Source organism: Streptomyces sp. NPDC050504, assembly GCF_044458065.1.
GTDB lineage: Bacteria > Actinomycetota > Actinomycetes > Streptomycetales > Streptomycetaceae > Streptomyces.
Genome location: NZ_JBITHO010000002.1, coordinates 1,164,925 through 1,190,130, shown reverse-complemented (window position 1 = coordinate 1,190,130; position 25,206 = coordinate 1,164,925). Strand labels below are relative to the sequence as shown.

The 25,206-nt window shown below is 74.2% G+C and carries 26 protein-coding genes; 18 read left to right on the top strand and 8 right to left on the bottom strand.

Annotated features, from left to right (window positions below; genetic code table 11):
- The first annotated feature begins 30 nt into the window (after nucleotides 1-30).
- Nucleotides 31-1,440: a type I glutamate--ammonia ligase gene (gene glnA / locus ACIBNE_RS11280; protein ID WP_399271219.1), complete on the top strand. Its 1,410-nt coding sequence runs from the start codon at nucleotides 31-33 to the stop codon at nucleotides 1,438-1,440.
- Nucleotides 1,441-1,511: 71 nt separating this feature from the next.
- Here the strand turns inward: glnA and ACIBNE_RS11275 are convergent, their stop codons facing one another.
- Entirely contained in the window at nucleotides 1,512-2,408 is an 897-nt protein-coding gene (locus tag ACIBNE_RS11275; RefSeq protein WP_399271218.1) for a carbohydrate kinase, read from the bottom strand.
- 38 nt (nucleotides 2,409-2,446) lie between these two features.
- Entirely contained in the window at nucleotides 2,447-3,724 is a 1,278-nt protein-coding gene (locus ACIBNE_RS11270) for an MFS transporter (RefSeq protein ID WP_399271217.1), read from the bottom strand.
- 212 nt (nucleotides 3,725-3,936) lie between these two features.
- Here ACIBNE_RS11270 and ACIBNE_RS11265 point away from each other — a divergent pair, with 212 nt between their 5' ends.
- The 8 genes from ACIBNE_RS11265 to ACIBNE_RS11230 all read left to right on the top strand — a co-directional run bounded on the left by ACIBNE_RS11265 (nucleotide 3,937) and on the right by ACIBNE_RS11230 (nucleotide 11,173).
- On the top strand, nucleotides 3,937-4,953 hold the full coding sequence (locus ACIBNE_RS11265; RefSeq protein WP_399271216.1) for an ABC transporter substrate-binding protein: 1,017 nt from the start codon (nucleotides 3,937-3,939) through the stop codon (nucleotides 4,951-4,953).
- Nucleotides 4,940-6,046 (top strand): FecCD family ABC transporter permease, encoded by a 1,107-nt coding sequence (locus ACIBNE_RS11260; protein WP_399271215.1) that lies wholly within the window; start codon nucleotides 4,940-4,942, stop codon nucleotides 6,044-6,046. The genes ACIBNE_RS11265 and ACIBNE_RS11260 overlap by 14 nt, the downstream gene beginning before the upstream one ends.
- The gene (locus ACIBNE_RS11255; RefSeq protein ID WP_399271214.1) at nucleotides 6,046-6,906 is read left to right on the top strand and encodes an ABC transporter ATP-binding protein; all 861 of its coding nucleotides are present in this window, start codon (nucleotides 6,046-6,048) and stop codon (nucleotides 6,904-6,906) included. Before ACIBNE_RS11260 ends, ACIBNE_RS11255 begins: the two co-directional genes overlap by 1 nt.
- Entirely contained in the window at nucleotides 6,867-7,736 is an 870-nt protein-coding gene (locus ACIBNE_RS11250) for a Rossmann-like domain-containing protein (protein WP_399271213.1), read from the top strand. Before ACIBNE_RS11255 ends, ACIBNE_RS11250 begins: the two co-directional genes overlap by 40 nt.
- Nucleotides 7,733-8,767 carry a GHMP kinase gene (locus tag ACIBNE_RS11245; RefSeq protein ID WP_399271212.1) on the top strand — a complete coding sequence of 345 codons (1,035 nt, stop codon included), beginning with the start codon at nucleotides 7,733-7,735 and terminating at the stop codon, nucleotides 8,765-8,767. The genes ACIBNE_RS11250 and ACIBNE_RS11245 overlap by 4 nt, the downstream gene beginning before the upstream one ends.
- Entirely contained in the window at nucleotides 8,688-9,788 is a 1,101-nt protein-coding gene (locus tag ACIBNE_RS11240) for a pyridoxal-phosphate dependent enzyme (RefSeq protein ID WP_399271211.1), read from the top strand. The genes ACIBNE_RS11245 and ACIBNE_RS11240 overlap by 80 nt, the downstream gene beginning before the upstream one ends.
- Nucleotides 9,789-10,065: 277 nt before the next feature.
- Nucleotides 10,066-10,308, top strand: coding sequence for a hypothetical protein (locus ACIBNE_RS11235; protein WP_399271210.1), 243 nt, complete (start codon nucleotides 10,066-10,068; stop codon nucleotides 10,306-10,308).
- 19 nt (nucleotides 10,309-10,327) lie between these two features.
- The gene (locus ACIBNE_RS11230) at nucleotides 10,328-11,173 is read left to right on the top strand and encodes an MOSC domain-containing protein (RefSeq protein WP_399271209.1); all 846 of its coding nucleotides are present in this window, start codon (nucleotides 10,328-10,330) and stop codon (nucleotides 11,171-11,173) included.
- A 94-nt stretch (nucleotides 11,174-11,267) separates the two neighbouring features.
- Here ACIBNE_RS11230 and ACIBNE_RS11225 read toward each other — a convergent pair whose 3' ends face one another.
- Nucleotides 11,268-11,558, bottom strand: coding sequence for a hypothetical protein (locus tag ACIBNE_RS11225; protein ID WP_399271208.1), 291 nt, complete (start codon nucleotides 11,556-11,558; stop codon nucleotides 11,268-11,270).
- A gap of 155 nt (nucleotides 11,559-11,713) precedes the next feature.
- On the opposite strand from ACIBNE_RS11225, the gene ACIBNE_RS11220 reads away from it, so the two are divergent.
- A complete protein-coding gene (locus ACIBNE_RS11220) occupies nucleotides 11,714-12,076 on the top strand; it encodes an arsenate reductase family protein (protein ID WP_399271207.1) in 363 nt (120 codons plus the stop codon).
- 16 nt (nucleotides 12,077-12,092) lie between these two features.
- On the opposite strand, the gene ACIBNE_RS11215 is transcribed toward ACIBNE_RS11220, so the two are convergent.
- The 3 genes from ACIBNE_RS11215 to ACIBNE_RS11205 form a co-directional block, all read right to left on the bottom strand.
- Complete coding sequence (locus tag ACIBNE_RS11215; RefSeq protein ID WP_399271206.1) at nucleotides 12,093-12,617, bottom strand: hypothetical protein; 525 nt, start codon at nucleotides 12,615-12,617, stop codon at nucleotides 12,093-12,095.
- Nucleotides 12,614-13,597: a class I SAM-dependent methyltransferase gene (locus tag ACIBNE_RS11210; protein WP_399271205.1), complete on the bottom strand. Its 984-nt coding sequence runs from the start codon at nucleotides 13,595-13,597 to the stop codon at nucleotides 12,614-12,616. The genes ACIBNE_RS11215 and ACIBNE_RS11210 overlap by 4 nt, the downstream gene beginning before the upstream one ends.
- A 98-nt stretch (nucleotides 13,598-13,695) precedes the next feature.
- Nucleotides 13,696-14,583 carry a Gfo/Idh/MocA family protein gene (locus ACIBNE_RS11205; RefSeq protein WP_399271204.1) on the bottom strand — a complete coding sequence of 296 codons (888 nt, stop codon included), beginning with the start codon at nucleotides 14,581-14,583 and terminating at the stop codon, nucleotides 13,696-13,698.
- Nucleotides 14,584-14,807: 224 nt separating this feature from the next.
- Here ACIBNE_RS11205 and ACIBNE_RS11200 point away from each other — a divergent pair, with 224 nt between their 5' ends.
- The 6 genes from ACIBNE_RS11200 to ACIBNE_RS11175 all read left to right on the top strand — a co-directional run bounded on the left by ACIBNE_RS11200 (nucleotide 14,808) and on the right by ACIBNE_RS11175 (nucleotide 20,550).
- Nucleotides 14,808-16,226: a hypothetical protein gene (locus ACIBNE_RS11200; RefSeq protein WP_399271203.1), complete on the top strand. Its 1,419-nt coding sequence runs from the start codon at nucleotides 14,808-14,810 to the stop codon at nucleotides 16,224-16,226.
- Complete coding sequence (locus tag ACIBNE_RS11195) at nucleotides 16,223-17,359, top strand: ARPP-2 domain-containing protein (protein WP_399271202.1); 1,137 nt, start codon at nucleotides 16,223-16,225, stop codon at nucleotides 17,357-17,359. The genes ACIBNE_RS11200 and ACIBNE_RS11195 overlap by 4 nt, the downstream gene beginning before the upstream one ends.
- A 159-nt stretch (nucleotides 17,360-17,518) precedes the next feature.
- Nucleotides 17,519-18,556 (top strand): glutamine synthetase, encoded by a 1,038-nt coding sequence (gene glnII, locus ACIBNE_RS11190; protein ID WP_399271201.1) that lies wholly within the window; start codon nucleotides 17,519-17,521, stop codon nucleotides 18,554-18,556.
- Between the two features lie 137 nt (nucleotides 18,557-18,693).
- The gene (locus ACIBNE_RS11185; RefSeq protein WP_399271200.1) at nucleotides 18,694-19,605 is read left to right on the top strand and encodes a DUF6891 domain-containing protein; all 912 of its coding nucleotides are present in this window, start codon (nucleotides 18,694-18,696) and stop codon (nucleotides 19,603-19,605) included.
- 132 nt (nucleotides 19,606-19,737) lie between these two features.
- Entirely contained in the window at nucleotides 19,738-19,860 is a 123-nt protein-coding gene (locus ACIBNE_RS11180) for a hypothetical protein (RefSeq protein WP_399271199.1), read from the top strand.
- Between the two features lie 87 nt (nucleotides 19,861-19,947).
- On the top strand, nucleotides 19,948-20,550 hold the full coding sequence (locus ACIBNE_RS11175; RefSeq protein WP_399271198.1) for a winged helix-turn-helix domain-containing protein: 603 nt from the start codon (nucleotides 19,948-19,950) through the stop codon (nucleotides 20,548-20,550).
- Between the two features lie 60 nt (nucleotides 20,551-20,610).
- Here the strand turns inward: ACIBNE_RS11175 and ACIBNE_RS11170 are convergent, their stop codons facing one another.
- Entirely contained in the window at nucleotides 20,611-22,092 is a 1,482-nt protein-coding gene (locus tag ACIBNE_RS11170) for a PepSY-associated TM helix domain-containing protein (protein WP_399271197.1), read from the bottom strand.
- Between the two features lie 46 nt (nucleotides 22,093-22,138).
- The gene (locus ACIBNE_RS11165) at nucleotides 22,139-22,870 is read right to left on the bottom strand and encodes a hypothetical protein (RefSeq protein ID WP_399271196.1); all 732 of its coding nucleotides are present in this window, start codon (nucleotides 22,868-22,870) and stop codon (nucleotides 22,139-22,141) included.
- Nucleotides 22,871-23,027: 157 nt separating this feature from the next.
- On the opposite strand from ACIBNE_RS11165, the gene ACIBNE_RS11160 reads away from it, so the two are divergent.
- Nucleotides 23,028-24,302: a histidine kinase gene (locus tag ACIBNE_RS11160; protein WP_399271195.1), complete on the top strand. Its 1,275-nt coding sequence runs from the start codon at nucleotides 23,028-23,030 to the stop codon at nucleotides 24,300-24,302.
- Nucleotides 24,287-24,940 carry a LuxR C-terminal-related transcriptional regulator gene (locus ACIBNE_RS11155; protein WP_399271194.1) on the top strand — a complete coding sequence of 218 codons (654 nt, stop codon included), beginning with the start codon at nucleotides 24,287-24,289 and terminating at the stop codon, nucleotides 24,938-24,940. The genes ACIBNE_RS11160 and ACIBNE_RS11155 overlap by 16 nt, the downstream gene beginning before the upstream one ends.
- Nucleotides 24,941-25,206: the final 266 nt, after the last annotated feature.

The window sequence follows — 25,206 nt, the reverse complement described above, 5'->3', positions numbered from 1 at the left end:
CCCCTCCCGGGTGGGAGTAGGAGGAGTTGGATGTTCCAGAACGCCGACGACGTCAAGAAGTACATCGCGGACGAGGACGTCAAGTTCGTCGACGTCCGCTTCTGTGACCTGCCGGGCGTGATGCAGCACTTCACGATCCCTGCCACGGCGTTCGACCCGGACGAGGAGCTGGCCTTCGACGGTTCGTCGATCCGCGGCTTCCAGGCCATCCACGAGTCCGACATGGCGCTGCGCGCGGACCTGTCGACCTCCCGCGTCGACCCCTTCCGCCGCGACAAGACGCTCAACATCAACTTCTTCATCCACGACCCGATCACGGGCGAGCAGTACAGCCGCGACCCGCGCAACATCGCCAAGAAGGCCGAGGCCTACCTCGCGTCGACCGGCATCGCGGACACCGCGTACTTCGGCCCCGAGGCGGAGTTCTACGTCTTCGACTCGGTCCGCTTCGCGACCTCGGCGAACGAGAGCTTCTACCACATCGACTCCGAGGCCGGCGCCTGGAACACCGGCGCGGTCGAGAACAACCGCGGCTACAAGGTCCGCTACAAGGGCGGCTACTTCCCGGCCCCGCCGGTCGACCACTTCGCCGACCTGCGCGCCGAGATCTCCCTTGAGCTGGACCGCCAGGGCCTCCAGGTCGAGCGCCAGCACCACGAGGTGGGCACGGCCGGCCAGGCGGAGATCAACTACAAGTTCAACACGCTGCTCGCCGCGGCCGACGACCTGATGCTCTTCAAGTACATCGTGAAGAACGTCGCCTGGCGCAACGGCAAGACCGCGACCTTCATGCCGAAGCCGATCTTCGGCGACAACGGCTCGGGCATGCACGTCCACCAGTCGCTGTGGTCGGGCGGCCAGCCGCTGTTCTACGACGAGCAGGGTTACGCGGGCCTGTCGGACACCGCCCGCTACTACATCGGCGGCATCCTCAAGCACGCCCCGTCGCTGCTGGCCTTCACGAACCCGACGGTGAACTCCTACCACCGCCTGGTCCCCGGCTTCGAGGCCCCGGTCAACCTGGTCTACTCGCAGCGCAACCGCTCCGCCGCGATGCGCATCCCGATCACGGGCTCGAACCCGAAGGCCAAGCGCGTCGAGTTCCGCGCGCCCGACCCGTCCTCGAACCCGTACCTCGCCTTCTCCGCGCTCCTCCTCGCGGGCCTGGACGGCGTCAAGAACAAGATCGAGCCGGCCGAGCCGATCGACAAGGACCTCTACGAGCTGGCCCCCGAGGAGCACGCGGGCGTCCCCCAGGTCCCCACGTCCCTCCCGGCGGTCCTCGACGCCCTGGAACAGGACAACGAGTACCTGCAGGCGGGCGGCGTCTTCACGTCGGACCTGATCGAGACCTGGATCGACTACAAGCGCACCCAGGAGATCGCCCCGATCCAGCTCCGCCCGCACCCCCACGAGTTCGAGCTGTACTTCGACCTCTAAGCCGTTCCGGTCGTCGCACGAAGGCCGCCGCCCCCTCGGGGCGGCGGCCTTCGCCGTGCGGCGGCGCGGGCCTACAGCTCGTGGGCGTACGGGGGTTGGGCTCCTGGGCGGGAGCAGGTGATTGCTGCTGCTTCGGCCGCTCGGGTGAGGAGGGCGTGCCAGGTTTCGGGCGGGAGCGTCGCGCGCTCCTCCGGGGGCAGGGGGGACAGGGCGTGGAGGAGGACCGCGTTGACCGTGTCTCCCGCTCCGATCGTGTCCGCGATCTTCGCGGGGGTCGCGGGGACCGAGACTTCGGGGCCGTTGGCCGTGTATACGGTCAGGCCCCGCGCTCCCCGCGTGAGGACCACCGCTTCGGGGCCGCGCTCCAGGCAGGTGGCGATGTCGACCTCCAGCCAGTTCGCGTCCTCCTCGCTGAGCTTGAGGAGCGTGACGTGCGGGAGCCAGGTCAGGAAGCGGGCGCGGTAGGCGGCCGGGTCCTCGATCAGGGGCGGGCGGACGTTGGGGTCGAGGAGCGTGAACGTGCCCCGGGACGCTTCCCGGCGCAGGAGTGCCTCGTAGGCGCTCGCTCCCGGTTCCAGGACCAGGGAGCAGGTGCCCACCGCCAGGGCGCGGGTCGTCGGGGGGAGGGCTCCGGGTGCGGTGAAGAGGCGGTCCGCCGTGCCCTGGGTGTAGAAGGTGTACGTCGCCGAGCCCGCCCCGTCCAGCGCGGCCACCGCCAGGGGCGTCGGCTCCGGGCCCCGTTGCACCAGGGTCACGTCCACGCCCTCCGCGCGCAGGTGCGCCAGCAGCGCCTCGCCGAACTCGTCCGTGGAGATCCGGGAGCAGAACGCGCTCTCGCCGCCCAGCCTCGCCAGGGCGACGGCCGTGTTGTACGGGCCGCCGCCCCTGGCCGGGCGCAGGGGGGCCAGCGCGTCCGACGCGGTCTCGGGGACTAGGTCGATCAGGGCCTCACCTGCGATGACGATCACTGACGTTGCCTTTCGGGAGCTGCGGGGCTACCCGGACATCATGGGGTACGCGGGGTCTGCCGTACCGAGAGGTGGCGCGCGCTCGGGGTGAGGGCCGCCACCGCCGGCGCCAGGAAGCAGAGCGCCGCGCACGTCACCAGGACCGGGGTCGGGCCGAAGGCGTCGATCGCGGGGGCGATCAGCGCCAGGCCCAGCGGGGCCAGGCCGTAGGAGACCAGGAAGTCCAGTGACGAGACGCGGGCCAGCCGGTCGGGGGCCACCTCGCGCTGGGTCGCGGTGAACCAGGGGACGTTGAAGAGTTCGATGCCGATGCCCGCGAGGGCGTACGCGGCGAGGACCACCGCGTAGTGGACCGGCAGCGCCAGGCTCAGCGGGGCCAGGCCGTAGCAGGCCAGGCCCGCGAAGGCCACCCAGCCCTGGGCCTTCGGGCGCCAGCGGGCGATGAGCAGCGCGCCGCCGAGCGCGCCCAGGGTGTACGCGGTCATGGCGGCGGCGAGCACCGCTTCCGTGTCGTAGCGGTCCCGGCTGACCAGCGGGAGCGCCACGCCCGTCGCCGAGTAGCCGGTCGCGACGACCGCCGACAGCGCGCCGAGGCCCGCGAGGAACCACGGGTGGCGGCGGGCCTCCTGGACACCCTCGCGGAACTCCCGTACGAGGGAAGGGGGTTCCGCGGACGGCACGCGGGTGGCCCGTGCGGCGCCCCGGCCCGGCACGAGCGCCGCCACCAGCCACAGCGCGCCGATCCCCAGGAGCAGCGTCGAGGTGTCGAGGAGGACCGCGAGCAGGGCGGTCAGCGCGGGGCCCGTGAGCGTCGTGACGCGGACCGCGAGGGTCATCGCCGCGTTCGCCCGCTGCCTGCGGTCCTCCGCGACGACCTCCGCGGTGAGCGCCTGGAAGGCCGGGCGGCAGGCTCCCTGACCCGCGCCCGCCACGACCGCGGCCGCCGCGATCAGGGGGAGGGAGGCGTCGAGTCCCGCGGCCATCACGGGAGTCGAGGCCGCTGCCGCGAGTCCCGACCAGAGGACCACGCGCCGCCGGGAGTGGCGGTCGGCGAGGACTCCGCCGACCGCCACGGCTATCAGGAAGCCCGCGGTGCGGGCGCCCAGCAGCAGGCCGAGCGTGGTGGCGTCGATCGTGCGGTCCAGGACGGCGAGGCCCAGGACGAAGGGCAGGGCCCAGGTCGCCAGGCCCGACGCGGTGGTCCCGGCCCAGAGGCGGAGGAAGGCGGCGTCCTTCAGGAGGGAGTTGCCGGGGCGCGGGCGGGGAGGGCCGGTTTCCGTCCGGCTCTCGGCGGGATCGGCAGGAGTGGTGGGCACGGGGTTCGGGGCTCCTCTTCGGTGAGGTCAGTGGGGTTGGTGGGGTCAGTGAGGTCGGCGGTGCGCGAGTGGCGGGGCGCTGGGGATCGTGCCCCGCAGGCGGGCGCACCACCCGGGGTAGCTTAATGAAAATGATTACCGTTATGCTAGCCGCCTTCCCGGGCCCGCTCGCCCGGCTCCCACCCGAACCCTGCCTGGACCGGAGAACTCCCATGCCCCGAACCGCCCGCACGGGCGCCGTCGCGCTCGTGCTCGCCCTCGCCGCCGTCAGCTGTTCCGGAGCCCCGGGAGGCGGCGGAGGTACGGAAGCCGCCGGGAAGGGCGGCGCCACCGTACGCAGTTGCGGACAGAACCTCACCTTCCGCACACCGCCCGAACGCGCCGTCACCCTCGACCAGTCCGCCACCGAAGTCCTGCTGGAACTCGGCCTCCAGGACCGGATGGCCGGCACCTCCAACCTCAAGACGAAGATCGCCCCGGAGTACCGGAAGGCGTACGGGAAGGTCCCCGTCCTCAGCCCGAAGCTGCTCGGCGGCGAGCAACTGCGCGCCGCGAACCCCGACTTCGTCGTCGCCGGGTTCACCGACCACTTCACCAAGGACCGCGTCGGCACCCGCGCCGAACTCGCCGGGCTCGGGCTGCCCAGCTTCGTCAGCGCGGTCGACTGCCCGAAGCGGAACGCGCCCGGCAGCTCGCCCTTCGACCTGCTGATGGCGGACTACACCGCGCTCGGCCGGGCGTTCGGGGTCGAGGACCGGGCCGCCCGGCTGGTGCGCGAGCAGCGGGCGACGCTCGCCGCCGCGAAGAAGGCGGCGGCCGGAGTGACGGGCGCGCCGCGCGTGGTGTGGGTCTACTCGGTGTACGGCGACGCCCCCTACGTCGCGGGCGGCACCTCCATGCCCAGCGAGCTGAGCCGGATCGTCGGCGCGAAGAACGCCTTCGACGACCTGGACGAGGACTGGCCCGCCGTGACCTGGGAGGAAGTCGCCAAGAGGAACCCGGACTTCATCGTGGTCGGCGACCTCTCCGAGCGCGGCAAGCCCGGGGACAGCGCGGCGGACAAGCTCGCCGCGATGCGCGGCAACCCGGTGGTCTCGAAGCTGGACGCCGTACGCGAAAACCGGTTCGTGACGATACCCGGCACGGAGATGGACCCCTCGGTGCGGACCGTGGACGCGCTGCCGCGCCTCACCGCCGGAATGCGGGAACTCGGCCATGGCCGGCGGTAGTTCCGGGACCGGACACGACCTCCTGCTGCCCACCGCACGCGGCGTCCTCGTCGAGCACCGCTCCCCCGCGCTCCGCGGCCCTTCCGCGCTCTCCCGCACCGCGCTCCTCGCCGCCGCCTGCGCCGCGCTGCTGCTCTCGGTCGCGCTCTGCGTGCGCATCGGGACGACCGACGTCGGGTACGCCGACCTCGCCCGCACCTTCGGCGCCCGTCTGGGCCTGGGCACAAGGCCGTTGGCTCCCCTGCTCGACTCGCTGGTCTGGGACCTGCGGGTCCCCCGCGTGCTGCTCGCCGCGCTCGTCGGCGCCTCGCTCGCGGTGTGCGGGGCCGTGCTCCAGGCGGTCACCCGCAACGCGCTCGCCGACCCCTACCTGCTGGGCGTCTCGTCCGGGGCGTCCACCGGGGCCGTCGCCGTGGTGGTGCTCGGGTACGGCGCGGGGACGGTGGGCGTGAGCGGCGGGGCGTTCGCCGGGGCGCTGCTGTCGTTCGGACTGCTGATGCTGCTGCTGCGGCGCGGCGGGCTCGACTCGGTGCGGGTCGTGCTGACCGGTGTCGTGGTGGCGCAGCTGTTCACCGCGCTGACCTCGCTGGTCCTGATGGCCTCGGGGGACGCCGATCTCATCAGGGCCGTGACCCAGTGGCTGCTGGGCTCGATGGCGGCGGCGCGCTGGGACGCCGTCGCGATCTGCGCGGTCGTGACGCTGCTCGGGCTCGCGCTGGTGTGGCCGTACGCGGGGGCGCTGGACGGTTTCTCGTTCGGCGCCGACACCGCCGCCTCGCTCGGCGTCGACGTGCGGCGCACCAGGACGGTGCTGCTCGTGGTGGCCTCGCTGATGACGGCGGTGGCCGTGGCGGCGGTCGGGGCGATCGGGTTCGTGGGGCTGATCGTGCCGCACTGCGCCCGGTTCCTGGTCGGGCCCAGGCACCGCGTGCTGCTGCCGTTCTCGGCGGTGGCGGGCGCGGTGTTCCTGGTGTGGACCGACGCGCTGGCGCGGGTCGCGTTCGCCCCGCAGGAGGTGCCGGTCGGGGTGTTCACCGCGCTCGCCGGCGTGCCGCTCTTCCTGTTCGTGCTGCGTCGGCGGGGCGAGCTGTGATGCGGATCGGGGCCGACGGGGTGAGCTGGTCGGCGGGCGGCGAGGACGTGGTGCGCGCGGTCTCCTTCGAGGCGGCGGCCGGCTCCACGGTCGGGCTGATCGGGCCCAACGGCTCGGGGAAGTCCTCGCTGCTGCGCTGCCTCGCAGGGGTGAGGGCGCCTTCGGCGGGGAGCGTGCGGTACGACGGGGAGCCGATCGCGGGCTGGAGCGCGCGCCGCGTCGCGCTGCGCGCCGCGTTCGTGGAGCAGTCCGCCGAAGCGGCGAGCGAGCTGCGGGTCGCGGACGTGGTGGGCCTGGGCCGGACGCCGTTCCGTGGGCGGTGGCGCGGCGAGGGCGCCGGGGACCTGGCCGTGGTGGCGGCCGCGCTGGAGCGCGTCGGGCTCGGCGGGCTCGGGGAGCGGCCGTGGCGGGCACTGTCCGGCGGGGAGCGGCAGCGCGTCCACCTCGCGCGGGCGCTGGCGCAGCAGCCGTACCTGATCCTGCTCGACGAGCCCACCAACCACCTCGACATCAAGCACCAGTTGGCGCTGATGGAACTGCTCGCGGGCACCCCGCAGACCGTGCTCGTGGCGCTGCACGACCTGTCGCTCGCCGCGCGCTACTGCGACCGGCTGCTGCTGATGGACCAGGGGCGCCTGGTCGCGGACGGGCCGCCCGACGAGGTGCTGACGCCCGCGCGGCTCGCCGAGGTCTTCGGGGTCGACGCGCGGCTGGGGCGCGACGGGCTCGGCAATCCGGCGGTGACGTACCGCTCGACCGTGGACGAGAAGAACCACAAGAACCAGAAGAACCAGAAGAACGAGAAGAACGAGGAGTCCGCATGGAACCGACCACTGCCACCGACTGCGTCGAGGAGCTGATCGATGCCGTACGCAGGGGTGAACACGGGCCGCTGCCCGGTGAGTTGACCGCGACCAGCGTCTTCTGGCTGCACCACGGCACCCGGCTCTCGGGCGGGCACGTCACCTACCTCAACCAGTACGCGCTGGTGCGGGTCGGCGGGGCCTTCGGCGCGTGCGCGTTCGAGGCCGGCGAGGTCGGCCCCGACGTGTGCCGCGACGCGTCGGGCAGCGCGCTGGACGCGCTGCTGCGCCCCGACGTGCCGCGCGCGCTGCGGATCGCCGCGCTCGACGCGTACTTGGCGACCGTGAGGCCGCACAGGGAGGCGGGCACGGAAGCGGACGCGGGCTCGGGCTCGGGCGCCGCGTGGCGCGTCGAGGCCGTGCCGCTGCCCGTCGGGCCGCCCGAGGTGCGGGCCGTCGCCAGGGACACCGCGATCGCCGGGCTGCTCGACGTGCGGCCCGGGGCCCGCGTCGCGCTGATCGGCGTGGTGAACCCGCTGGTCGCGGCGATCCGCGAGCGCGGCGGCGTACCGCTGCCGTGCGACTTCAACCTGCGCGCCACGCAGTGGGGCGACCCGGTGACCCGGGACATGGAGGAGGTGCTGGACGCCGCCGACGCGGTGGTCGCGACCGGGATGACGCTGAGCAACGGCTCGTTCGACCGGATCGTGCGGCGCTGCCGGGAGCGCGGGGTGCCGCTGGTGGTGTACGCGCAGTCGGGCAGCGCCGTGGCGCGGGCGTTCCTGGGTGCCGGGGTGACGGCGGTCTCGGCCGAGCCCTTCCCGTTCTCGCAGTTCAGCGCGGACGAGACGGTGCTGTACCGGTACCGCGCGGCGGGGCGCTCGTGAACGGCGGTACGGGGGTCGGTGTCGCCGACGCCCACCACGGGGAGCTCCTCCAGGGCGTCTTCCTCGACGCCGAGGGGCGGCGGTGCGCGGGGCTGGTGACGCTGCCGCTGCGCGGGCTCGGCACCCGGGCGCGTTTCGTCCGCCGTCCGGGTCCCGGCGTCTCGGTGGTGCCCGCCGACCGGACCAAGGCGCTGCGGGCGGCCGGGATGGCGGTCGGCGAGTGCTGCCACGGCCGCCGCGTGCTGTGCGACGGGGGCGAGTTGACGCTGGAGTCGACGGTTCCGGTGGGCCTCGGGATGGGCTCGTCGAGCAGTGACGTCGTCGCCGCGATCCGGGCGGTGGCCGCCGCCTTCGGGGTGGCGCTGCCGGCCGGGACCGTGGCGCGGATCGCGGTGCGCGCCGAGACCGCGTGCGATCCGCTGATGCTCGGCGACGGGCGGCCCGCGCTCTTCGCCCAGCGCGAGGGGCGGGTGCTCGACGTGCTCGGCGACGCGCTGCCCGGCGCGGTCGTCGTGGGGTGCGCGCTCGGCGGCGGGCGCCCGGTGGACACGCTGGCGCTGGCCGGGGCCGACCCGGAGGCGTACGGCGAGGAGGACGTGCGCGCCTACGCGGACCTCCTCGCGCTGCTGCGGCGCGCCGTCCGCGAGGGCGACGCGGGGCTGCTGGGGCGGGTCGCGACGGGCAGCGCGCGGCTCGGCCAACGGCGGCTGCGGCACGCGGAGTTCGATGAGCTGGTGGAGGTCGCGGGGCGAACCGGGGCGGTGGGCGTGCAGATCGCGCACAGCGGCAGCGTCGCGGGGCTGCTCTTCGACCCGGCGGCAGACGGCGGGCCCGAACGACGGGTGCGGGGGTGCCTGCGGGCCCTCGCGGGGCTGGGCATCCCGGTCACCCGGATCTTCCGCACGGACGACGGCGGCAGGGGCCACGGGGCCCCCGAGGAGTGGGAGCGGCATGGACGGGCACATAGCGGACGCGGTCGGCAGGCCCGATCTGGTGCGGCTGGAGGACGGGCTCGTCTGCCTGCGCTTTGAGACGATGAAGGTCGTGTCGGCGCTGGCCGCCGTGCGCCACCTGCTGGACACGGGCGCGGTGCGGCGCGGGGACACGCTGCTGGACAGCTCCAGCGGCATCTACGCGTACGCGCTGGCGCTGGCCTGCCACCGCTACGGGATGCGCTGCCACATCGTCGGCTCGACGACCGTCGACCGGGCGCTGCGCACCCAACTCGCGGTGCTGGGCGCGACGGTGGAGCGCGTCGAGCCGAGCAGCGACCTGAAGCTCGACCAGAAGCGGCGGGTCGCGCGGGTCGCGGAGATCCTGCGGGAGCGGCCGGACGTCCACTGGATGCGGCAGTACCACGACGACGTCCACTACCTGGGGTACCGGGCGGTCGCGGACCGGATCCGCGCGGAGGTCGTCGGGCGCGACGGCCGCGGGGACGGCCGCGGTGCGCTGACTCTGGTCGGCGGGGTCGGGTCGGGGGCCTCGACCGGGGCGCTCGCCCGGTACCTGCGGGAGGCGGGCACGGACGTGGAGCTGGTGGGCGTGCAGCCCTTCGGGAGCGTGACGTTCGGCAGCGAGCACGTGGCGGACCCGGAGATCGTCATCGCCGGGATCGGCAGCTCCATCCCGTTCGGGAACGTCGCGCACTCCTCGTACGACACGGTGCACTGGGTCTCCTACGAGGCCGCGCTCGCGGGCAGCGTCGACCTGCTGCGGCGGCACGCGGTGTTCGCGGGGCTCTCGACGGGCGCGGGGTACCTCGCGGCGCGCTGGGAGCGGGACGCCGCGCGGCGGGAGCGGGGGGCGGCCCGCGGCGGTCCTGGCGCCCCGCCCGCCGGCGGGCGGACCGTGCTGTTCGTCGCGCCCGACACCGGGCACCGCTACGTGGAATCGGTGTTCGCGCGGCACGAACGGGCGCGGCCCGTATCGGAGTTGGCGCCGCGCGAGGTGACGGACACCGGGGAGCTCGCGCTGCCGTGGGCGCGGATGCGGTGGGGCCGCCGGGGGCGACGGAGGGTAGCGGAGGAAGGCACCGGTTCGGGCGGGTAGCGGCAAATCACTGGGCTGCCGCAGGGGCCGGGGCTACGCTGTGTACAACGGCCCCAGCCCCGGCAGCGCCCTCCGCTCCCGGACGAAGCTCCTCAAGTCCCCGTGCCGACAGGGCACTTGCCACGGACTCCGGCCGTCCGACCGACCGACGTGCGCGCCGCGGTCCAGGAGGACCGCGCCGTTCGGGGACGCGTCCTCCGCGGCGCGCACGCGTTCGACTCATAGCGCCGCGACGGGCGGGGTCCCCCAGGCCGCCGTGGTGCCTAGGAGGTTGGTGATGCTTCCGTTCGTCCTCGTCCTCATCGTCGTGCTGTTCGTGATGGGGTTCAGCAACCCCCTGCTGTGGGTGGCAGCCGGGGTCCTCCTCTACATCGTCATCAGTTCGGGCCGGGGCGCGCTCACCCGGGACCCGGAGTACCAGCAGTACCGCGAGCGTCGCATCCGCAACGCGCGCTACGAGAAGCGGTTCCGCCGCGAGCACCCGCACGGGGGCGGCGGTGGCGGGGGCGGCTTCCGGTAGGCCGACTACGATCCCCGCCATGGGGATCACTGTGCACGCGCTGAACTACTACCCGGTCAAGGGCTGCGCCGGAACCGCCGTCGAGTCCGCCCGGGTCGGCGGGACCGGCCTCGAACACGACCGCACGTTCATGGTCGTCGACGCCGTCGACGGCACGTTCCGCAGCCAGCGGAAGCAGCCCGCTCTCGCGGTGGTACGGCCCCGGATCGAGGATTCCGGGGCCGTACTGACGTTGGAGGCGCCCGGCACGGACGACCTGCGCGTCGAGGTCGACCCGGAGGGCGAGCGGCTGCCCGTGACCCTGTTCGGCAAGCCGGTCGGCGAGGCGGTGGACCAGGGCGACGCCGTCGCCGACTGGTTCTCCGACGTCCTCGGCGCGAAGTCGCGACTGGTGCGGGCGGGCGCCGACTTCGACCGCGACGGCTGGGGCGAGCACCCGGGCAAGATCGTCTTCGCCGACGCGCACTCCGTGCTGGTGACCTCGCTCGCCTCGCTGGCCGAGCTGAACCGGCGCATCGCGGAGGCGGGCGCGGACGCCGTGCCCATGGCGCGCTTCCGGCCCAACGTGGTGCTCGCGGGCGACGGCGCCGCGCCGGACACCGACCCGCACGTCGAGGACCGGATCCGGCGGATGCGCGTCGGCGGCGCGGAGTTCGGCTACTCCACGCGCGCCATGCGGTGCAACGTCACGCTCGTCGACCAGTCGACCGGCAGGCGCGGGGGCCCCGAGCCGCTGCGCACCCTGGCGACGTACCGGCGCGAGCCGGAGTTCGACAACAAGGTCAGCTTCGGGGCGAAGAACGCGGTCCTGCGGCACGGCGTGATCGCCGTGGGCGACGCGGTGGACGTGGCCGCCTGGGCGTGAGGCACGGCGCGTGCGGCACGGCCCTTCGGGCGGGGACGGGACACGGGACACGGGCGGGCCGCGCTCCGCGGCCCGCCCTCCCGGCTCCCGGGGCTCAGCGGCCGTATCGGATCAGGGCGCGCACCATCCGGCAGGTGATGTCGGACGGCGGGTGCACCCCGATGCGCTCGGCCGTGGCCCGTATCGTCCGGTTGTCGGCCTGCGCCGGGTGGTACACGCCCGCGTCCAGCAGCGCGATCGTCAGGCGCATCGCCTTCAGGCGCCGGTTGTGCGAGACGTACCACTCGCGCGGCTGCCCGGCCGGCAGGCGCTTCTTCTCCGGGGACTCGTAGAACGAGAGCTGGACCGGAACGGTGAACCTCGTCGGGACTGCGGCAACGGCCATCGGCGACCTCCTGGCGCGTAGTTGAGAGCCTCACGAACTACCCCCAATTTTACGAGGCACCACTGACAATCGCCCCTGACCAGACGCCCGTTCTGAACGCCCTTTCGAATACGTCCGTGAGGTTTGGCGCGCGGTGCGGGCGGTACCTTGGCGGCATGGAGATCTGGATCAACCCCGCCTGTTCCAAGTGCCGCGGCGCCCTCACCATCCTCGACGCCGAAGGCGCCGATTACACCGTCAGGCGCTACCTGGAGGACGTGCCGACCGAGGACGAGATCCGCGCGGTGCTGGAGCGGCTCGGCCTCGAACCGTGGGACGTCACCCGCACCCAGGAGGCCGCCGCGAAGGAGCTCGGGCTCAAGGACTGGCCGCGCGACGAGGCGGCGCGCGGGCGCTGGGTCGCCGCGCTCGCCGCGCACCCGAAGCTGATCCAGCGGCCGATCATCACGGCGGACGACGGCACGGCCGTGGTGGCGCGGACCGACGAGGCGGTACGGGACGCGCTCGGCCGGTCCTGAGCCCGGCACCCGGCCCCTACAAGGGCGCCCGGTACCAGCGGCGGTGCGCGACCGGCTCGACCAGCAGCACCCCCGCCGACGCGACGAGCGCGACGGCCGCGGCCGCGGGCGAGCCCCACGCGGCGGCGGCCGCGCCCGCCGCGACGACCAGCGGGCGCAGCAGGGTCAGCGGGCCGAGCCCGACGACCGTGGCGAGCGTGCTCAGCCGGAACGGCCCCCACAGGTACGCGGCGAGCGAGGCCGCGACCACGGCCGCGTACGGCAGGTGGACGCGGAGCATGCGCCCGGCGGCGGCGTCGAGCGCGGCGTACCGCTCGGCCACGGCCGCCGCCCCGCCGCCGACGCCGGTCCCGGTGAGCAGCACCGCGCAGGCGACGGCCGCCGCGAGCGCCAGCGCGGGCACGCCGAGCGCGAGGCCACGGCGCGCGGCGAGCGCGTTGGCGCGGGCCTTGCGGATGCGGCCGTCGCGCCCGGCGGACGCGCGGAAGCCCGCGAACGCGGCGTCGGCCAGGCCGAGGAACAGGAGCAGGGCGGCGTTCATCCGGCGGTCCCGGTGAGCCTGGGGCCGAGCGCGGCCCGCAGCGGGCCGCGCAGTTCGGGGCGCACGCCGATCACGGGGCGCAGGGTCGTGCAGAACGGGTTGCTCAGCCGGCGCGGTTCGTAGAGCAGCGGTACGAGGCCTTCGGCGTGCCGCGCGGCCCGCAGCAGCGTCGCGTCGTCGTGGGCGCGGCGCGCCGAGACGATGCCGTCGTGGCGGCCGAGCGGGTCGCGCATCCGGGCCCGGTGGAAGACCTGGGCGCCGATCGGGGCGAGCGGGGTGACCGCGATGTCGTAGTGGACGAACGCGGCGGTGCCCGGCGCGGAGTGCGCCGCGAAGAAGGCGTCCAGGTCGGGGCCCCTGAAGTGGTGGAGCACACCGGTGGAGACGTACACCGTGGCGGCGGCTCCGCCCCCGGCGTCCCCGCCGCCGATGGCGAAGGCGTCGCCGCGCTCGAAGCGGCACGGCAGGTCCTCGGCGCGGGCCAGCCGCGCGGCCTCGGCGACCAGCGCGGCGTTGAAGTCCATGCCGATCAGCTCGACGCCGTCGGCGCGGGTCCCGTCGGCACCGGGGACGTCCGCACCCGTCGCGCCCGCAGCCGTCGCGCCGAGCGCCCCGGACGCGGCGAGCCAGCGCACCAGGTAGCCGAGGCCGCAGCCGACGTCGACGATCCTGATCCGCCCGTGTCCACCGGCGCGCAGCGCGTCGAGCAGCGGGCGCAGCAGTGCGGTGATGCGGTCGCCGGTGCGCAGTTCCTCGCTGAGCCGCTGGAGTTCGGTGTGGACGGCGACCAGGCGGCGGTCCACGGCGTCGGGGTCGAGGGTGCCGTCGGGCGCGCACGGCAGGGTCGCCGCGATGCGCGCGCCGCGCCGGTCCCCGGCCGCCGCGAGCCGTGCGACGACCGCCTCGCGCGGGACGGGCCGCCGCTCGTGCGTGACCGGGTCGTGGTCGATGACCAGGTCGGATATCTCCAGCAGGTTCACGCGCGAACGTTACGTCAGGGTGCGCGTCCCACGGGATGCGCTCCGGGGCCGGCCGGGGGGCGCGCCTCGCGTGGGCCCGCCCCCGCTTCCCCCATTTCCTACTTCAGCAGTCCCTCCGCCTCCGCCAGCACCTGGGTGAGCCGCAGTCCGAAGCGCGCGTCGCAGGGGTGCGGGGCGTCCGACAGCAGGGCGGTGAGCGCGCGGCGCAGGGCGGCCTGCGGGTCGGTCCAGTGCGGCATCGTCGACGTGCCCGCTTCGCCGTGGACGTGGATCTGTGCGCCCGCCGCCTTCGCGGGCGCGCTCAGGCCGAGCGTGGCCGTGCTGGACGCGCCCGACGCGTGCCGCAGCACGAGGTGGACCGTGTCCTTCGGGCCCGCGGCCGCCGTCACCCCGGTCGCGTCGCCGAGCAGCGGCAGCAGTACGGACAGCACGTGCGGGCCCACGTCCCACAGCGCGCCCTTCTCGCGGCGCCAGGGCGAGGCGGCGTACGGGCTGCTCGACCCCTCCGTGAAGAGCGGGGACAGCCAGCGGGCCTCGGCGGTGAACCAGCCGTCCACGGCGCTCTGCTCGGCCAGCCAGCGCTCGGTCTCCGTCGAGAAGCGCAGCGTGCAGAAGACCACCGACGCGACGCCCGCCGCCGCCACCGCGTCCGCGACCTCGGCGGCCGCCGCCACGTCCGTCGCCACGGGCTTGTCCAGCAGGACGCGGCAGCCCGCGCGGGCCGCCCGCACCGCGAGCGGGGCCTGGACGTCGGGCGGCAGCGCGAAGGCGACCGCGTCGCTCGCCGCGAAGAGCGCGTCCACGTCCTCGTACGCCTCGGTGCCGTGCTCCGCGGCGAGTTCGGCGGCCGCTTCGGGGCGGCGGCCCCAGACGCCGCTGAAGACGGCTCCCGGCAGGCCCGCGATCGCCGGGGCGTGGGTGCGGGCGGCCCAGGGGCCCGTGCCGAGGAGCCCGATGCGCTGTGTGGTGGTGACGGGGGTGTCCATGGGGCCAGTCTGCCTGCGGGGACCGGAGTGGCGGGACCGCGCGTACCGGAAATTCCCGACGGGCGGGCCGGGGGCGGTGTTACGTTTTCCGGGCCGGCCGCGGGACTCCGGCGCGACTTCCGAGACTTGCTTCTGACGCAGTGATTTCGCCGTTCGCGCCCCCTTTCCCCGGCCGGCGTCCGCATGCCACCGGGGGAACCGGGGAACCAACGGGGAGATCCACCATGGCGGAGACCTTCGCCGATCTCGTCGAGGCCGAGGACGTGCTCCTCTTCGTCAACGCCTCGGTCACGGCCACGGGACAGCGCGAGTTCCGTTCGGGCGCGCACGAGCAGCGGCTGTCGCTGGCCTTCCTGCACGAGTACGTGCGGGTCAACTACCGCAGGGTGTACGCCGCCGCGCTCGCCCTGGACATCAACGACCACAACGCCGCCACGATCGTGCGCGAGCTGCTGATCTTCGCCGCCGACGCGACCGACGAGGAGAAGCGCACCGAGGGGCGGCTCATCGCGGCCCGGCTGGCGCGGCTGCCGCCGCAGCGCGTGTACCGGCTCTTCCGCGAGCTGCGCGCCGCCAAGGTCAACAACCGGCGCACGCGCGTGATCGTGCGCGACTGGCTGGCCGGACGGCCCGACCTCGCGCACGACGCGGTGAAGTACCGGGGCGGGCTGCGCACCGCCCTGCGGCACAACCGCCCGGCGGACGTGCCCGCCGAGGTCCGCGACTTCCTGTTCCGCCCGGGGCGCCGCACCCGGTACGAGAACGCGCTCCTGGACGCCCACCGCCGCGCGCACTACGAGCAGGCGGCCGTGTACGAGCTGCCGTTCACCGTCGCCGAGGGCTTCGCCGCCAAGCACGGCATCGACCGGGCGACGTTCCTGGAGCGCATCGCGCCGCGCATGACCCGCCTGGAGCGGCTGCGCACCCGGGAGCGGGCGGCGGAGGGGCGGGGCGCCGACCTGACCGTGATGCCGCTGACCAGGCTCGCGCTGTACGCGCTTTCGCTGCCCGTCGAGGAGCGGGTGCGGCGCCGCGCGGAGCTGGAGGGCGCACTGCGGGCGTCCGCGCTGCGGGCCGCCGGGCCGCACGCCGGGACGTGGGGGCGGGTCGCCGCCGTCCTGGACGACAGCTACTCCGCGTCGGGCTCGGCCGAGAAGCGGCGCCGCCCGCTCGCGGTGGCGCTGGCCTGCCACCACCTGCTGGCCGCGCTCTCGGCCGCGTACACCCCGCTGTGGACGTCGGGGGCCAAGGACCCGCTGCTGGTGCGGCCCTGGGGGCCGACCCCGCTCGGGATGCGCATCGTGGACGCGCTCGAAGGCGCCCCGGAGCGGCTGGTGATCGTCTCGGACGGCTGGGACAACGCGCCGCCCGGACTGGCGGGCGAGGTGCTGCGGGTGTGGCGCACCCGGCTGGACCGGGAGCGCCGGACGGCCGTGGTGCACCTCAACCCGGTGTACGACGCGGACGGCTTCGACGTGCGGCGGCTCGCGCCGAGCGTGCCGACCGCGGGCATCAGGGACGGCGAGGACCTGCCCGCGCTGGTGGAGATCGCCCAGTTCGCGGAGGGGCGGACGGGGCTCGCCGAGCTGTACGCGTACCTGGACCGCCGGGTGCTGCGCACGATCGGGGGGACGGCGCGGTGAGCGCGATCGACCTGACCGGCCTCGCCGTGCGCCCCGCGCAGGTGTGGGGCGGCATCCGGCTGGTGCCGCTGGTGCGCGACGAGCCGGTGCCGGGACTGCGGCTGGCGCGCGAGGCGTACGGGGAGGGGTACACGTCGGTGCGGGTCGGGCCGCGCACCGAGTACGTCTCCTACGTCCCGCACGGCTTCGTCGCGTCCTGGGGCGAGGACGCGGAGCAGTCCGCCGCCTACGGCACGCGGCTCGGCACGGCCCGGGAGCTGCCGCGGGTGCCCGTCCGCCGCCACCACCGGATGGCCAAGCGCCGGCTCGGCGACCGGCTGCGCTTCCTGCCGCTGCACCTCGCTCTCGACGGCTACCTCGCGCTGCACTTCGGCGGCCCGTCCACGGTGTGGGAGGAGTGGTCGCGCCGGGCCCTGTCCGAGGGGCTCTCGCCGCGCGTCGAGGACGCCTACCTGGGCGCTTCGGTGCGGGGCCTGGCCGAGGCGCTGCGGATCTTCGAGATCCACCCGGGGCAGTGCGGCGTGCTGCTGTACGCGGCCGACGCGCTCGCCGGGGCCTTCGTCGTGCCGCACCCCGACGACTACCGCGCCCTGCACCCCTCGCTGATCCAGGACCTGTACGGCGAGACGGTGCACCACCACGCCTTCTTCGGCGGCCCCGTCCCCGACTTCGAGGCCCGCATCGCCGACGGCCCGCACCTGCGGAGCGTCGCCGACCTGCGGAGCGCGGCGCTGGCCCAGGAGCGGGCCTGGGCGCGGGCGCACGACGACGTGCTGGCGCGCGGGCTGCTCACCGACGCGTACGCCTTCGAGCGGGTGTACGCGATGGGGTCCTTCACGCTGTCGCGGTTCCGGCCGCCCTTCCGGCGGGACGGGCGGGAGCAGCACATCGGCGAGACGATCACCGACCACAAGGGGCGCGTCGCCTATCTGAAGACGTTCCGGCTCTCCGACGCCCAGACCAGGCGCGGGCACCTGCTGGACCGGCTGTCGGAGAACGACTGGCACCTGGAGCGCACGGCCCGGGCGATGCGCACCACGTACGAGGACCTGGTGCGCCGCGTGGAGCGCGCCGGGTTCGGGTCGATGCTGGACACGCACGCGGTGCGTCGGCGCGCCAAGGGGGCCCGGTAGCCACCGTGGGAACGCATCGGAGCCTCTGATGGCGCCGGGACCTTCGAATTCCAGGAAACACGGGGTTCACATTCGGGCAACGGATGGGAAATCCGAACTTGCGATGGTCGGGCCATCCCCCTGGACGCGCCCCCGCTGGACCCGCAAAGGATGACTTCCGTGACGTACAAGGCCGAGTACATCTGGATCGACGGCACCGAGCCGACCGCCAAGCTCCGCTCGAAGACGAAGATAATGCCCGGCTCGCCGGAGTCCGTGTCCGCCGCCGAGCTGCCGATCTGGGGCTTCGACGGGTCCAGCACCAACCAGGCCGAGGGCCGCTCGTCGGACCGCGTGCTGAAGCCGGTGTTCACCTGCCCCGACCCGATCAGGGGCGGCGGTGACGTCCTCGTCCTGTGCGAGGTCTACGACATCGACATGACGCCGCACGCGTCCAACACGCGGGCCCTGCTGCGCCCGGTCGCCGAGCGGTTCGCCGACCAGGAGCCGATCTTCGGCATCGAGCAGGAGTACACCTTCTTCGACGGCGCCCGCCCGCTGGGCTTCCCCGTCGGCGGCTTCCCCGCCGCGCAGGGCGGTTACTACTGCGGCGTCGGCGCCGACGAGATCTTCGGCCGCGAGATCGTCGAGAAGCACCTGGACCACTGCCTCGCCGCCGGGCTCGGCATCTCCGGCATCAACGCCGAGGTCATGCCGGGGCAGTGGGAGTTCCAGGTCGGTCCGCTGTCCCCGCTGGAGGTCTCGGACCAGCTGTGGGTGGCCCGCTGGCTGCTGTACCGCACCGCCGAGGAGTTCGACGTCTCGGCGACGCTGGACCCGAAGCCGGTGAAGGGCGACTGGAACGGCGCGGGCGCGCACACCAACTTCTCCACCGGGGCGATGCGCGAGGGCTACGACGCGATCATCACGGCCTGCGAGTCGCTGGGCGAGGGCTCCAAGCCGATGGACCACGTCAAGAACTACGGCGCGGGCATCGACGACCGCCTCACGGGCCTGCACGAGACGGCCCCGTGGAACGAGTACAGCTACGGCGTCTCCGACCGCGGCGCGTCCGTCCGCATCCCGTGGCAGGTCGAGCAGGACAAGAAGGGCTACATCGAGGACCGCCGCCCCAACGCCAACGTCGACCCGTACGTGGTGACGCGGCTGATCGTCGACACCTGCTGCACCGCGATCGAGAAGGCCGGCCAGGCCTGAACCGGTCCTCCCGCACGGCTCGTTGGGCGTCCGCCTCTCCGGCGGGCGCCCGCCGTGCGTCCCGCCGTGCGTCCGGCCGCGCTGACCGGTCGCGCTGACCGGCCGTGTTGTCAGTGGCGTGTGCCAGGGTTCCCACCATGAGCGACGCACTCGACATCAAGGTGAGGACCGAGCCCGGCGACATCGTGCTGCGCCCGACGCGGGAGCGGTTCGCGGAGCTGGTGGGCGGCATAGGGAACAGGCACGACCGGTTCGCGGTGGTCGACCGGGTGCCCGCGCTGCCCGACGTGTACGTCCAGGTCTGGTACGACGGGGGCGACGCCTACCAGTTGGAGCACCGGGACGGCGCGGCCGACCGGCACTACACGTGCGACGTGGCGGAGCTGGAGCGGGTCACGGAGGCGATGACGCGCTGGGCGCTCGGCGAGGAGGGCTGGGACGCGGGCATCGAGTGGGCGTCGGCCGGGTTCGACGTGCCCGCGCCGCCGCCTGAGCCCGAGCCCGACGTGCGGCGGCGGATCGAGGAGCGGGTCCGCGAGCGGATCGTCTACGGGTACGACGGCCTCGACGAGCTGACCGAGATCGCCGAGGAGTGGCTGGTCTCGGGCGAGGAGCGGCCGGTCACCCGCGACCAGGCCCAGGTGATCGTCGAGCGGCTGTGGCTGGAGCGGGTCACGGAGATGGCCGCCTGGCGGGGCGAGACCGACCCCGAGCGGCTCGCGCGGGTCTTCGCCGAGTTGGCCGCGGCGGACATCACGGCCAGGGAGGACTTCGCCTGCTGCCGCGGCTGCGGCCTGTCCGAGATCGGCGCGGAGCGGGCGGACGCCCGGGGCTTCGTGTTCTTCCACTCGCAGTCCGACGCGACGGTGGGCCGCGGGCAACTGACGCTCCACTACGGCGGGTTCGACGAGTCCGATGAGACGACGGAGGCCGTCGGGCACGAGGTGGCCCACGCGCTGCGGGCGGCGGGGCTCACCGTGGAGTGGGACGGCTCGCCCGACCGGGCGATCGAGCTGACCGGTCTGGACTGGCGCAAGCGGCTGGTCTGAGGGGAACGTCCGAGGGGTGCGGCAGTGAGCGGGTCCGTGAACGATCGATTTCGGCCATTGGTCGACAAGGTTCCGTATCGACCGGTGACACGCCCCTACTGCCGCGCTCCTGACGTCTGCTTCAATAGGGGCATGTCAAGCTTCCAGAACTCCCGCGCTACAGGTCGTTACGACCTGGAGCCGTTCTGGCCTTCCCGTCAGCACCACGACTTCGACCGGGTGTGTTGCCGCGCGATGAACGCGCAGGCCCTCTAAAGCCGCTCACCCCGGTCTTCGGCCCGCGCGCAAGAAGTACGTCCGACCCACGTCCTTCTCGTCTCCGCGCGAAAGAGCTGACCTCTCATGGCTAACGCCCGTACCGCCACCGTTCCCCAGAACCGCCACCGACTCCGTGCCGTCGACCGCGACGAGGTCGTGGACGTCGCGGACTTCCTCCCGCCGGGCACGACCTGGCTGCCCGCTCCCCCGCACACCCTGCCCACGCTGCCCGGCCGCCCGCCCATGATCGGCTACCTGGTGCTGGTCCCCGCCGACCAGCAGCCGCCGGTCCAGGCCGTGCACGACACCGCGTCCTTCCCGGCGCCCGCCGGATACGTCGTGGCGGGCACCTCGCCCGCCGCCGCGCCCGACGAGACCGCGGGGACGCCCGCCGCCGGGCCCGGCGCCGGACCCGTCACCATCGACTCCGCCCAGCGCACGGCCTTCGTGGACGGGCGCACGCTCGACCTCACGTACCTGGAGTTCGAGCTCCTCGCGCACCTCGTCGCCCACCCGCAGCGGGTGCACACCCGCGACCAACTGGTCACCACCGTCTGGGGGTACGGGCACGTGGGCGACGGCAGGACCGTCGACGTCCACGTGGCGCGGCTGCGCCGCAAGCTGGGCACCGAGTACCGGCACGCGATCCAGACCGTGCGGCGGGTCGGGTACAAGTACGCGCCGTGATCCGGGAGGAGGTGGGGCCCGGCGCCGCGAACGGCGCCGGGCCCCGCCCCCGTACCGCCGCTAGGACGCGGCCGTCTCCCGGCCCGCGCGCAGCCGCGCGACCGCGCCGAGCGTCAGGTCGACCGCCAGGAACACCAGCAGGCTGATCCCCAGCATCGGCACGAACCAGCCGACCAGCGCGGTCAGCGCGCCGAGCGGCAGCAGCCAGTACACCGGCACCTTGCGCCACGCGCCGCGCGGCACCGGCCGTCCCACGGCGAGCCCGCGCTCCTTGGTCGGCCTGCGCAGCCACCACATGCGGTAGCCCCACACGATGAGCAGGATCAGCGCGAGCGCGAGCGCCGCGAGGGCCAGCTGGTTGACGAGGCCGAGGAAGACGCCGGTGTGCGCGTCGATGCCGAACCTGGTCAGCTTGGCGAGCACCGGATAGTCGTCGAAGCGGAGTTCGTCGATGATGCCGCCGTTGACCGGGTCGAGGGCGACCGAGTCGAGGTGGACGGGGAAGTGGGTGTCGGTCTCCTTCACCACGTAACCGCGGCCCTCGCCCGGCAGGACGATGGAGATCCGGCCGGTCTTCTCGCCTATCCCGGCGGCGCGCGCGGTGTCCAGCGCGGCGTCGATGCCGACGTCCATGCCGGGCATCCGCTGCCCGTCGTGCTCCATGCCGCCCTGCGCCGTGCCCGTGCCCCCGCCGCCGTGCCCGGCGTGCTCGCCGCCGCCCGCCGGGGCGTCGCCCAGGGTCGCGGAGACCGTCGGGGTCGCGCCGCCCAGCTGGTCCTGGACCTTGCCGATGTTCTCGCCCGCGTACCGGGACCAGGTGAGCCCGGTCGCGGACAGCAGGACGAGCCCGGTCACCGCCCACAGGCCGACCGAGCCGTGCCAGGAGAGGGTGCGGCGGCGGGACTTGGGGCCGCGCTCGGGGATCAGCAGGGTGCGCTTGGCGGTGCGCCTGCGGCCGATCCACAGCAGCAGGCCGCCGAGCGCGACCACCCAGAGCCAGCTCGCGGCGAGTTCGCTGTAGTTGCGGCCGAGGTCGCCGAGGCGCAGGTCGCGGTGGAACTCGTCGAGCCAGGTGCGCAGCGGGAGCGCGCCCGAGCTGCCGAAGCTGGTCAGCTCGCCGCGGACCTCGGCGGTGTACGGGTTGACGAACACCGCGAGGGACTTGCCCTCCTCGACCTCGGGGGTCGTCATCAGGACGCGGGTGGTGGCGCCGTCCACGGCCGACGGCCACACGGCGGTGACCTTGCCCTCGGGGTGGGCCTTCTTGGCGGCGGCGACCTGGGCGGAGAGCGGGACGGACCGGTCGCCGACCGGGACCTCCAGCTCGTGGCTGTAGACGATCTTCTCCGCCTGGAAGGAGAGCGCGTAGAGCAGCCCGCTGGCGGCGGCGATCAGCAGGAGCGGGGCGATGAGCAGGCCCGCGTAGAAGTGCAGGCGCAGGAAGAGGGGGCGCAGGGCGCTCCAGGTGGTGGGGGCGGCCTTCGGCTCTGAAGGTGCCGCTCCGGGGTTTCTCGTCCCCTGTACGGGGTCGTCAATGGCCATGGTGGTCCCAAGGGTTCGGTTCTGGCATGGGGAAGGAGACCCCAGGTCAGACGGCGACTCCTGGGGCCGTGGCACGGGTGAGGGGGCGGCGTGCGGGCGGGCCGCGCCGCGAGAGGGAGTGCGCGAGGACGACGCCGCGGAAGTGCGGGAGCCTCGCCCCGGTCCCGGCCCGCGCGGGGCGGGGCAGCGGGGGCGGGGCGAGGGCCGAGGGCGGCGGGCGCAGGGGCGCGAAGGCGAGGGCGGCGGCGGTGCGGGCGAGCTGGAAGAAGGCGGCCTCGCCCCGGGCCAGCCACAGGGCGCACACGAGGGCGGCGACGAGGTGGACGAGGAGCATCCCGAGGGCGCCGTGCAGGACGGTCCCCGGGACCGGCAGGCCGGGGCCCGCGACGAGGGCGGTGACGTCGGCGGCGGCCGTGGGGTCGTGGAGCGGGGCGGCGGACCCGGGGGCGGCCGGGTGGGACCCGGCGCCCGGGTGGGACATGGTCATGCCGCTGCCGGGGTGGGCGTGGTGCCCCGGGCTCCTCGGATGGGCGTCCGCGTACAGCAGGTGCAGCGCGCCCTGGACGGCGAGCATGCCCGTACCGATCGGCACGGTCCCGCGCCGTCTGCCGCCCGCGAGCCAGCCGACCGCGCCCGTCACGCCGAACGCGGCGGCGAGCGTGGGGAACGGGATCGGGTGCCCAGACATGGACGAATGCCCCACGGATGCCAGAGTGACGCAGATCGCCGCGAAGAGTGCGGCTCGCAGCGCCCGTACCGGCGACCGTGCGTCTGTCATGGTGGGCTCATCCTGCCATCGGATTCCCGCCACGCGGCAGGGGTGTCGCTGGGTACACCCCGGGAGCGGGGTGCGAAGGCCCGTGACCTTCCCCGCCCGGCCGGTAAGACTGGGGCCCACGGCTCGGCGGACGGACCGCCGGGGGAGGATGATCGTCATGAAATCGATGCGCGCGGGCACCGCGGTCAGGGACGGACTGCGCGGCACCGGCCTCGCGGTCCACGCACTCGTCTGCTCGATCACCCTGTTCGTCCTCTCGCTGCTCTCCCTCGTGTTCATCGCCCTCGGCATCGGCTTCCTCACCACCCCTTACCTCGTGGGGACGGTCCGGCGCTACGCCGACCACCGGCGGCGGCTCGCCGGCACGTGGTCGGACGTGACGATCCCCTCGGTGTACCGGCCGTTCCCCGACGACCTGCACTCCGGCTTCCTCGGGCAGGTGCAGCGCACGACGCTGCTGCTGAAGGACCCGGCGACCTGGCGCGACCTGCGGTGGCTGCTGCCCGACGCCGTGGCCGGGTTCCTCACCGCGCTGCTGCCGGGCGTGCTGCTGCTCTACCCGGTCGAGGGCCTCGTGCTGGCGGCGGGCCTGTGGCGGGCGTTCGCCGGTTCCGGCGACGTGTACTGGTACGGCTTCGTGCCCGTCGACAGCCAGGCCACCGGACTGGCGGCGCTCGGCCTGGGCGCCGCGCTCCTGGCGGTCGGCCTGTTCGTCAACCCGACGCTCCTGCGCGGGCACTTCCTGCTGTGCCGCGCCCTGCTCGGGCCCGGCCGCGAGGAGGCCCTGGAGCAGCGCATCGACCGGCTCACCGAGACGCGGCACGACGCCGTCGACACGTCGGCGGCGGAGCTGCGCCGCATCGAACGGGACCTGCACGACGGCGCGCAGGCACGGCTGGTCGCGATGGGCATGCACCTGGGCACGATCGAGGCGCTGATCGAGAAGGACCCGGCGCAGGCGAAGCAACTGGTCGCGATGGCGCGGGAGTCGTCGGCCGAGGCCCTGACCGAGCTGCGCGACCTGGTGCGCGGCATCCATCCGCCGGTGCTCGCCGAGCGCGGTCTGGGCGATGCGGTACGGGCGCTGGCGCTGCGCATGGCGGTGCAGCCGGAGGTCTCCGTCGACCTGCCGGGACGCGCGGACGCGCCCGTCGAGTCGGCGGCGTACTTCGCGGTGAGCGAGGCGCTGACGAACGCGGCGAAGCACTCCGGGGCGGACCGGATCTGGGTGGACATCGGCTACCGGGACGAGGACGGGATGCTCGTCGTCGGCATCACGGACAACGGGAAGGGCGGGGCGGTCGTCGGGGGCGGGTCCGGGCTGAGCGGCGTCGAGCGCCGACTCGGTACATTCGACGGCGTCCTGGCCGTCAGCAGCCCCGTGGGCGGCCCCACCATGGTGACCATGGAGATCCCTTGCGTGTTGTCCTAGCCGAAGACCTGTTCCTGCTCCGCGACGGGCTGGTGCGCATGCTGGAGGCGTACGGGTTCGAGATCCTGGCGGCGGTGGAGAGCGGGCCCGAACTGACGCGGGCCTTCGCCGAGTTGGAGCCCGACGTCGCGGTGGTGGACGTCCGCCTCCCGCCGTCCCACACGGACGAGGGCCTGCAGTGCGCCCTGGCGGCGCGGCGGGCGCGGCCGGGCCTGCCGGTGCTGGTGCTGTCGCAGCACGTGGAGCAGTTGTACGCGCGGGAGCTGCTCGCCGACGGCAACGGGGGCGTCGGATACCTGCTGAAGGACCGGGTGTTCGACGCGGAGCAGTTCGTGGACGCGGTGCGGCGGGTGGCCGGGGGCGGCACGGCGATGGATCCGCAGGTGATCTCGCAACTGCTGTCGCGGCGCTCCCAGTCCCGGGACAAGCCCATGGGCGGGCTCACGCCCCGGGAGCTGGAAGTGCTGGAGCTGATGGCGGAGGGGCGGTCGAACGCGGCGATCGCGGGGAAGCTGGTGGTGACGGAGCGGGCCATCGCGAAGCACACGTCCAACATCTTCGCGAAGCTGGGGCTGCCGGTGTCGGACGACGACAACCGGCGGGTGCTCGCGGTGCTGGCCTTCCTGGACCGGGGGTAGCCCTTCCGGGGGCGTTGCCCCGGGGGCGTTGCCCCGGGGGCCCTGTGCACGGGGGCACTCCTTGCGGGGTGCGGGGTGGCGGGGTGCGGGGTGGCAGGGTGCGGGGTGCCGTTGCCCGGGGCGGGCGCCTTTCGCCTGCGGCGGGCAAGTCCCCTCCCCGCCCCTTCCCGAAAACCTGCCGGTGGCGAGCCCGCTTGCGCGGGGTGGATACGTTGCGCGTCTGCCCCACTCTCGCGCAGTTCCCCGCGCCCCTGACGGGGCGCACC

Bases quoted from the DNA above. Each gene is read 5' to 3' on its own strand.
- ACIBNE_RS11265 (WP_399271216.1), top strand. From the start codon at position 3,937: ATGCCCCGAACCGCCCGCACGGGCGCCGTCGCGCTCGTGCTCGCCCTC.
- ACIBNE_RS11175 (WP_399271198.1), top strand. From the start codon at position 19,948: ATGGCTAACGCCCGTACCGCCACCGTTCCCCAGAACCGCCACCGACTC.
- ACIBNE_RS11225 (WP_399271208.1), bottom strand. From the start codon at position 11,558: ATGGCCGTTGCCGCAGTCCCGACGAGGTTCACCGTTCCGGTCCAGCTC.
- ACIBNE_RS11220 (WP_399271207.1), top strand. From the start codon at position 11,714: ATGGAGATCTGGATCAACCCCGCCTGTTCCAAGTGCCGCGGCGCCCTC.
- ACIBNE_RS11215 (WP_399271206.1), bottom strand. From the start codon at position 12,617: ATGAACGCCGCCCTGCTCCTGTTCCTCGGCCTGGCCGACGCCGCGTTC.
- ACIBNE_RS11170 (WP_399271197.1), bottom strand. From the start codon at position 22,092: ATGGCCATTGACGACCCCGTACAGGGGACGAGAAACCCCGGAGCGGCA.
- ACIBNE_RS11165 (WP_399271196.1), bottom strand. From the start codon at position 22,870: ATGACAGACGCACGGTCGCCGGTACGGGCGCTGCGAGCCGCACTCTTC.
- glnA (WP_399271219.1), top strand. From the start codon at position 31: ATGTTCCAGAACGCCGACGACGTCAAGAAGTACATCGCGGACGAGGAC.
- ACIBNE_RS11160 (WP_399271195.1), top strand. From the start codon at position 23,028: ATGAAATCGATGCGCGCGGGCACCGCGGTCAGGGACGGACTGCGCGGC.
- ACIBNE_RS11235 (WP_399271210.1), top strand. From the start codon at position 10,066: ATGCTTCCGTTCGTCCTCGTCCTCATCGTCGTGCTGTTCGTGATGGGG.
- ACIBNE_RS11185 (WP_399271200.1), top strand. From the start codon at position 18,694: ATGAGCGACGCACTCGACATCAAGGTGAGGACCGAGCCCGGCGACATC.
- ACIBNE_RS11255 (WP_399271214.1), top strand. From the start codon at position 6,046: ATGCGGATCGGGGCCGACGGGGTGAGCTGGTCGGCGGGCGGCGAGGAC.
- ACIBNE_RS11205 (WP_399271204.1), bottom strand. From the start codon at position 14,583: ATGGACACCCCCGTCACCACCACACAGCGCATCGGGCTCCTCGGCACG.
- ACIBNE_RS11260 (WP_399271215.1), top strand. From the start codon at position 4,940: ATGGCCGGCGGTAGTTCCGGGACCGGACACGACCTCCTGCTGCCCACC.
- ACIBNE_RS11230 (WP_399271209.1), top strand. From the start codon at position 10,328: ATGGGGATCACTGTGCACGCGCTGAACTACTACCCGGTCAAGGGCTGC.
- ACIBNE_RS11200 (WP_399271203.1), top strand. From the start codon at position 14,808: ATGGCGGAGACCTTCGCCGATCTCGTCGAGGCCGAGGACGTGCTCCTC.
- ACIBNE_RS11180 (WP_399271199.1), top strand. From the start codon at position 19,738: ATGTCAAGCTTCCAGAACTCCCGCGCTACAGGTCGTTACGACCTGGAG.
- ACIBNE_RS11250 (WP_399271213.1), top strand. From the start codon at position 6,867: ATGGAACCGACCACTGCCACCGACTGCGTCGAGGAGCTGATCGATGCC.
- ACIBNE_RS11240 (WP_399271211.1), top strand. From the start codon at position 8,688: ATGGACGGGCACATAGCGGACGCGGTCGGCAGGCCCGATCTGGTGCGG.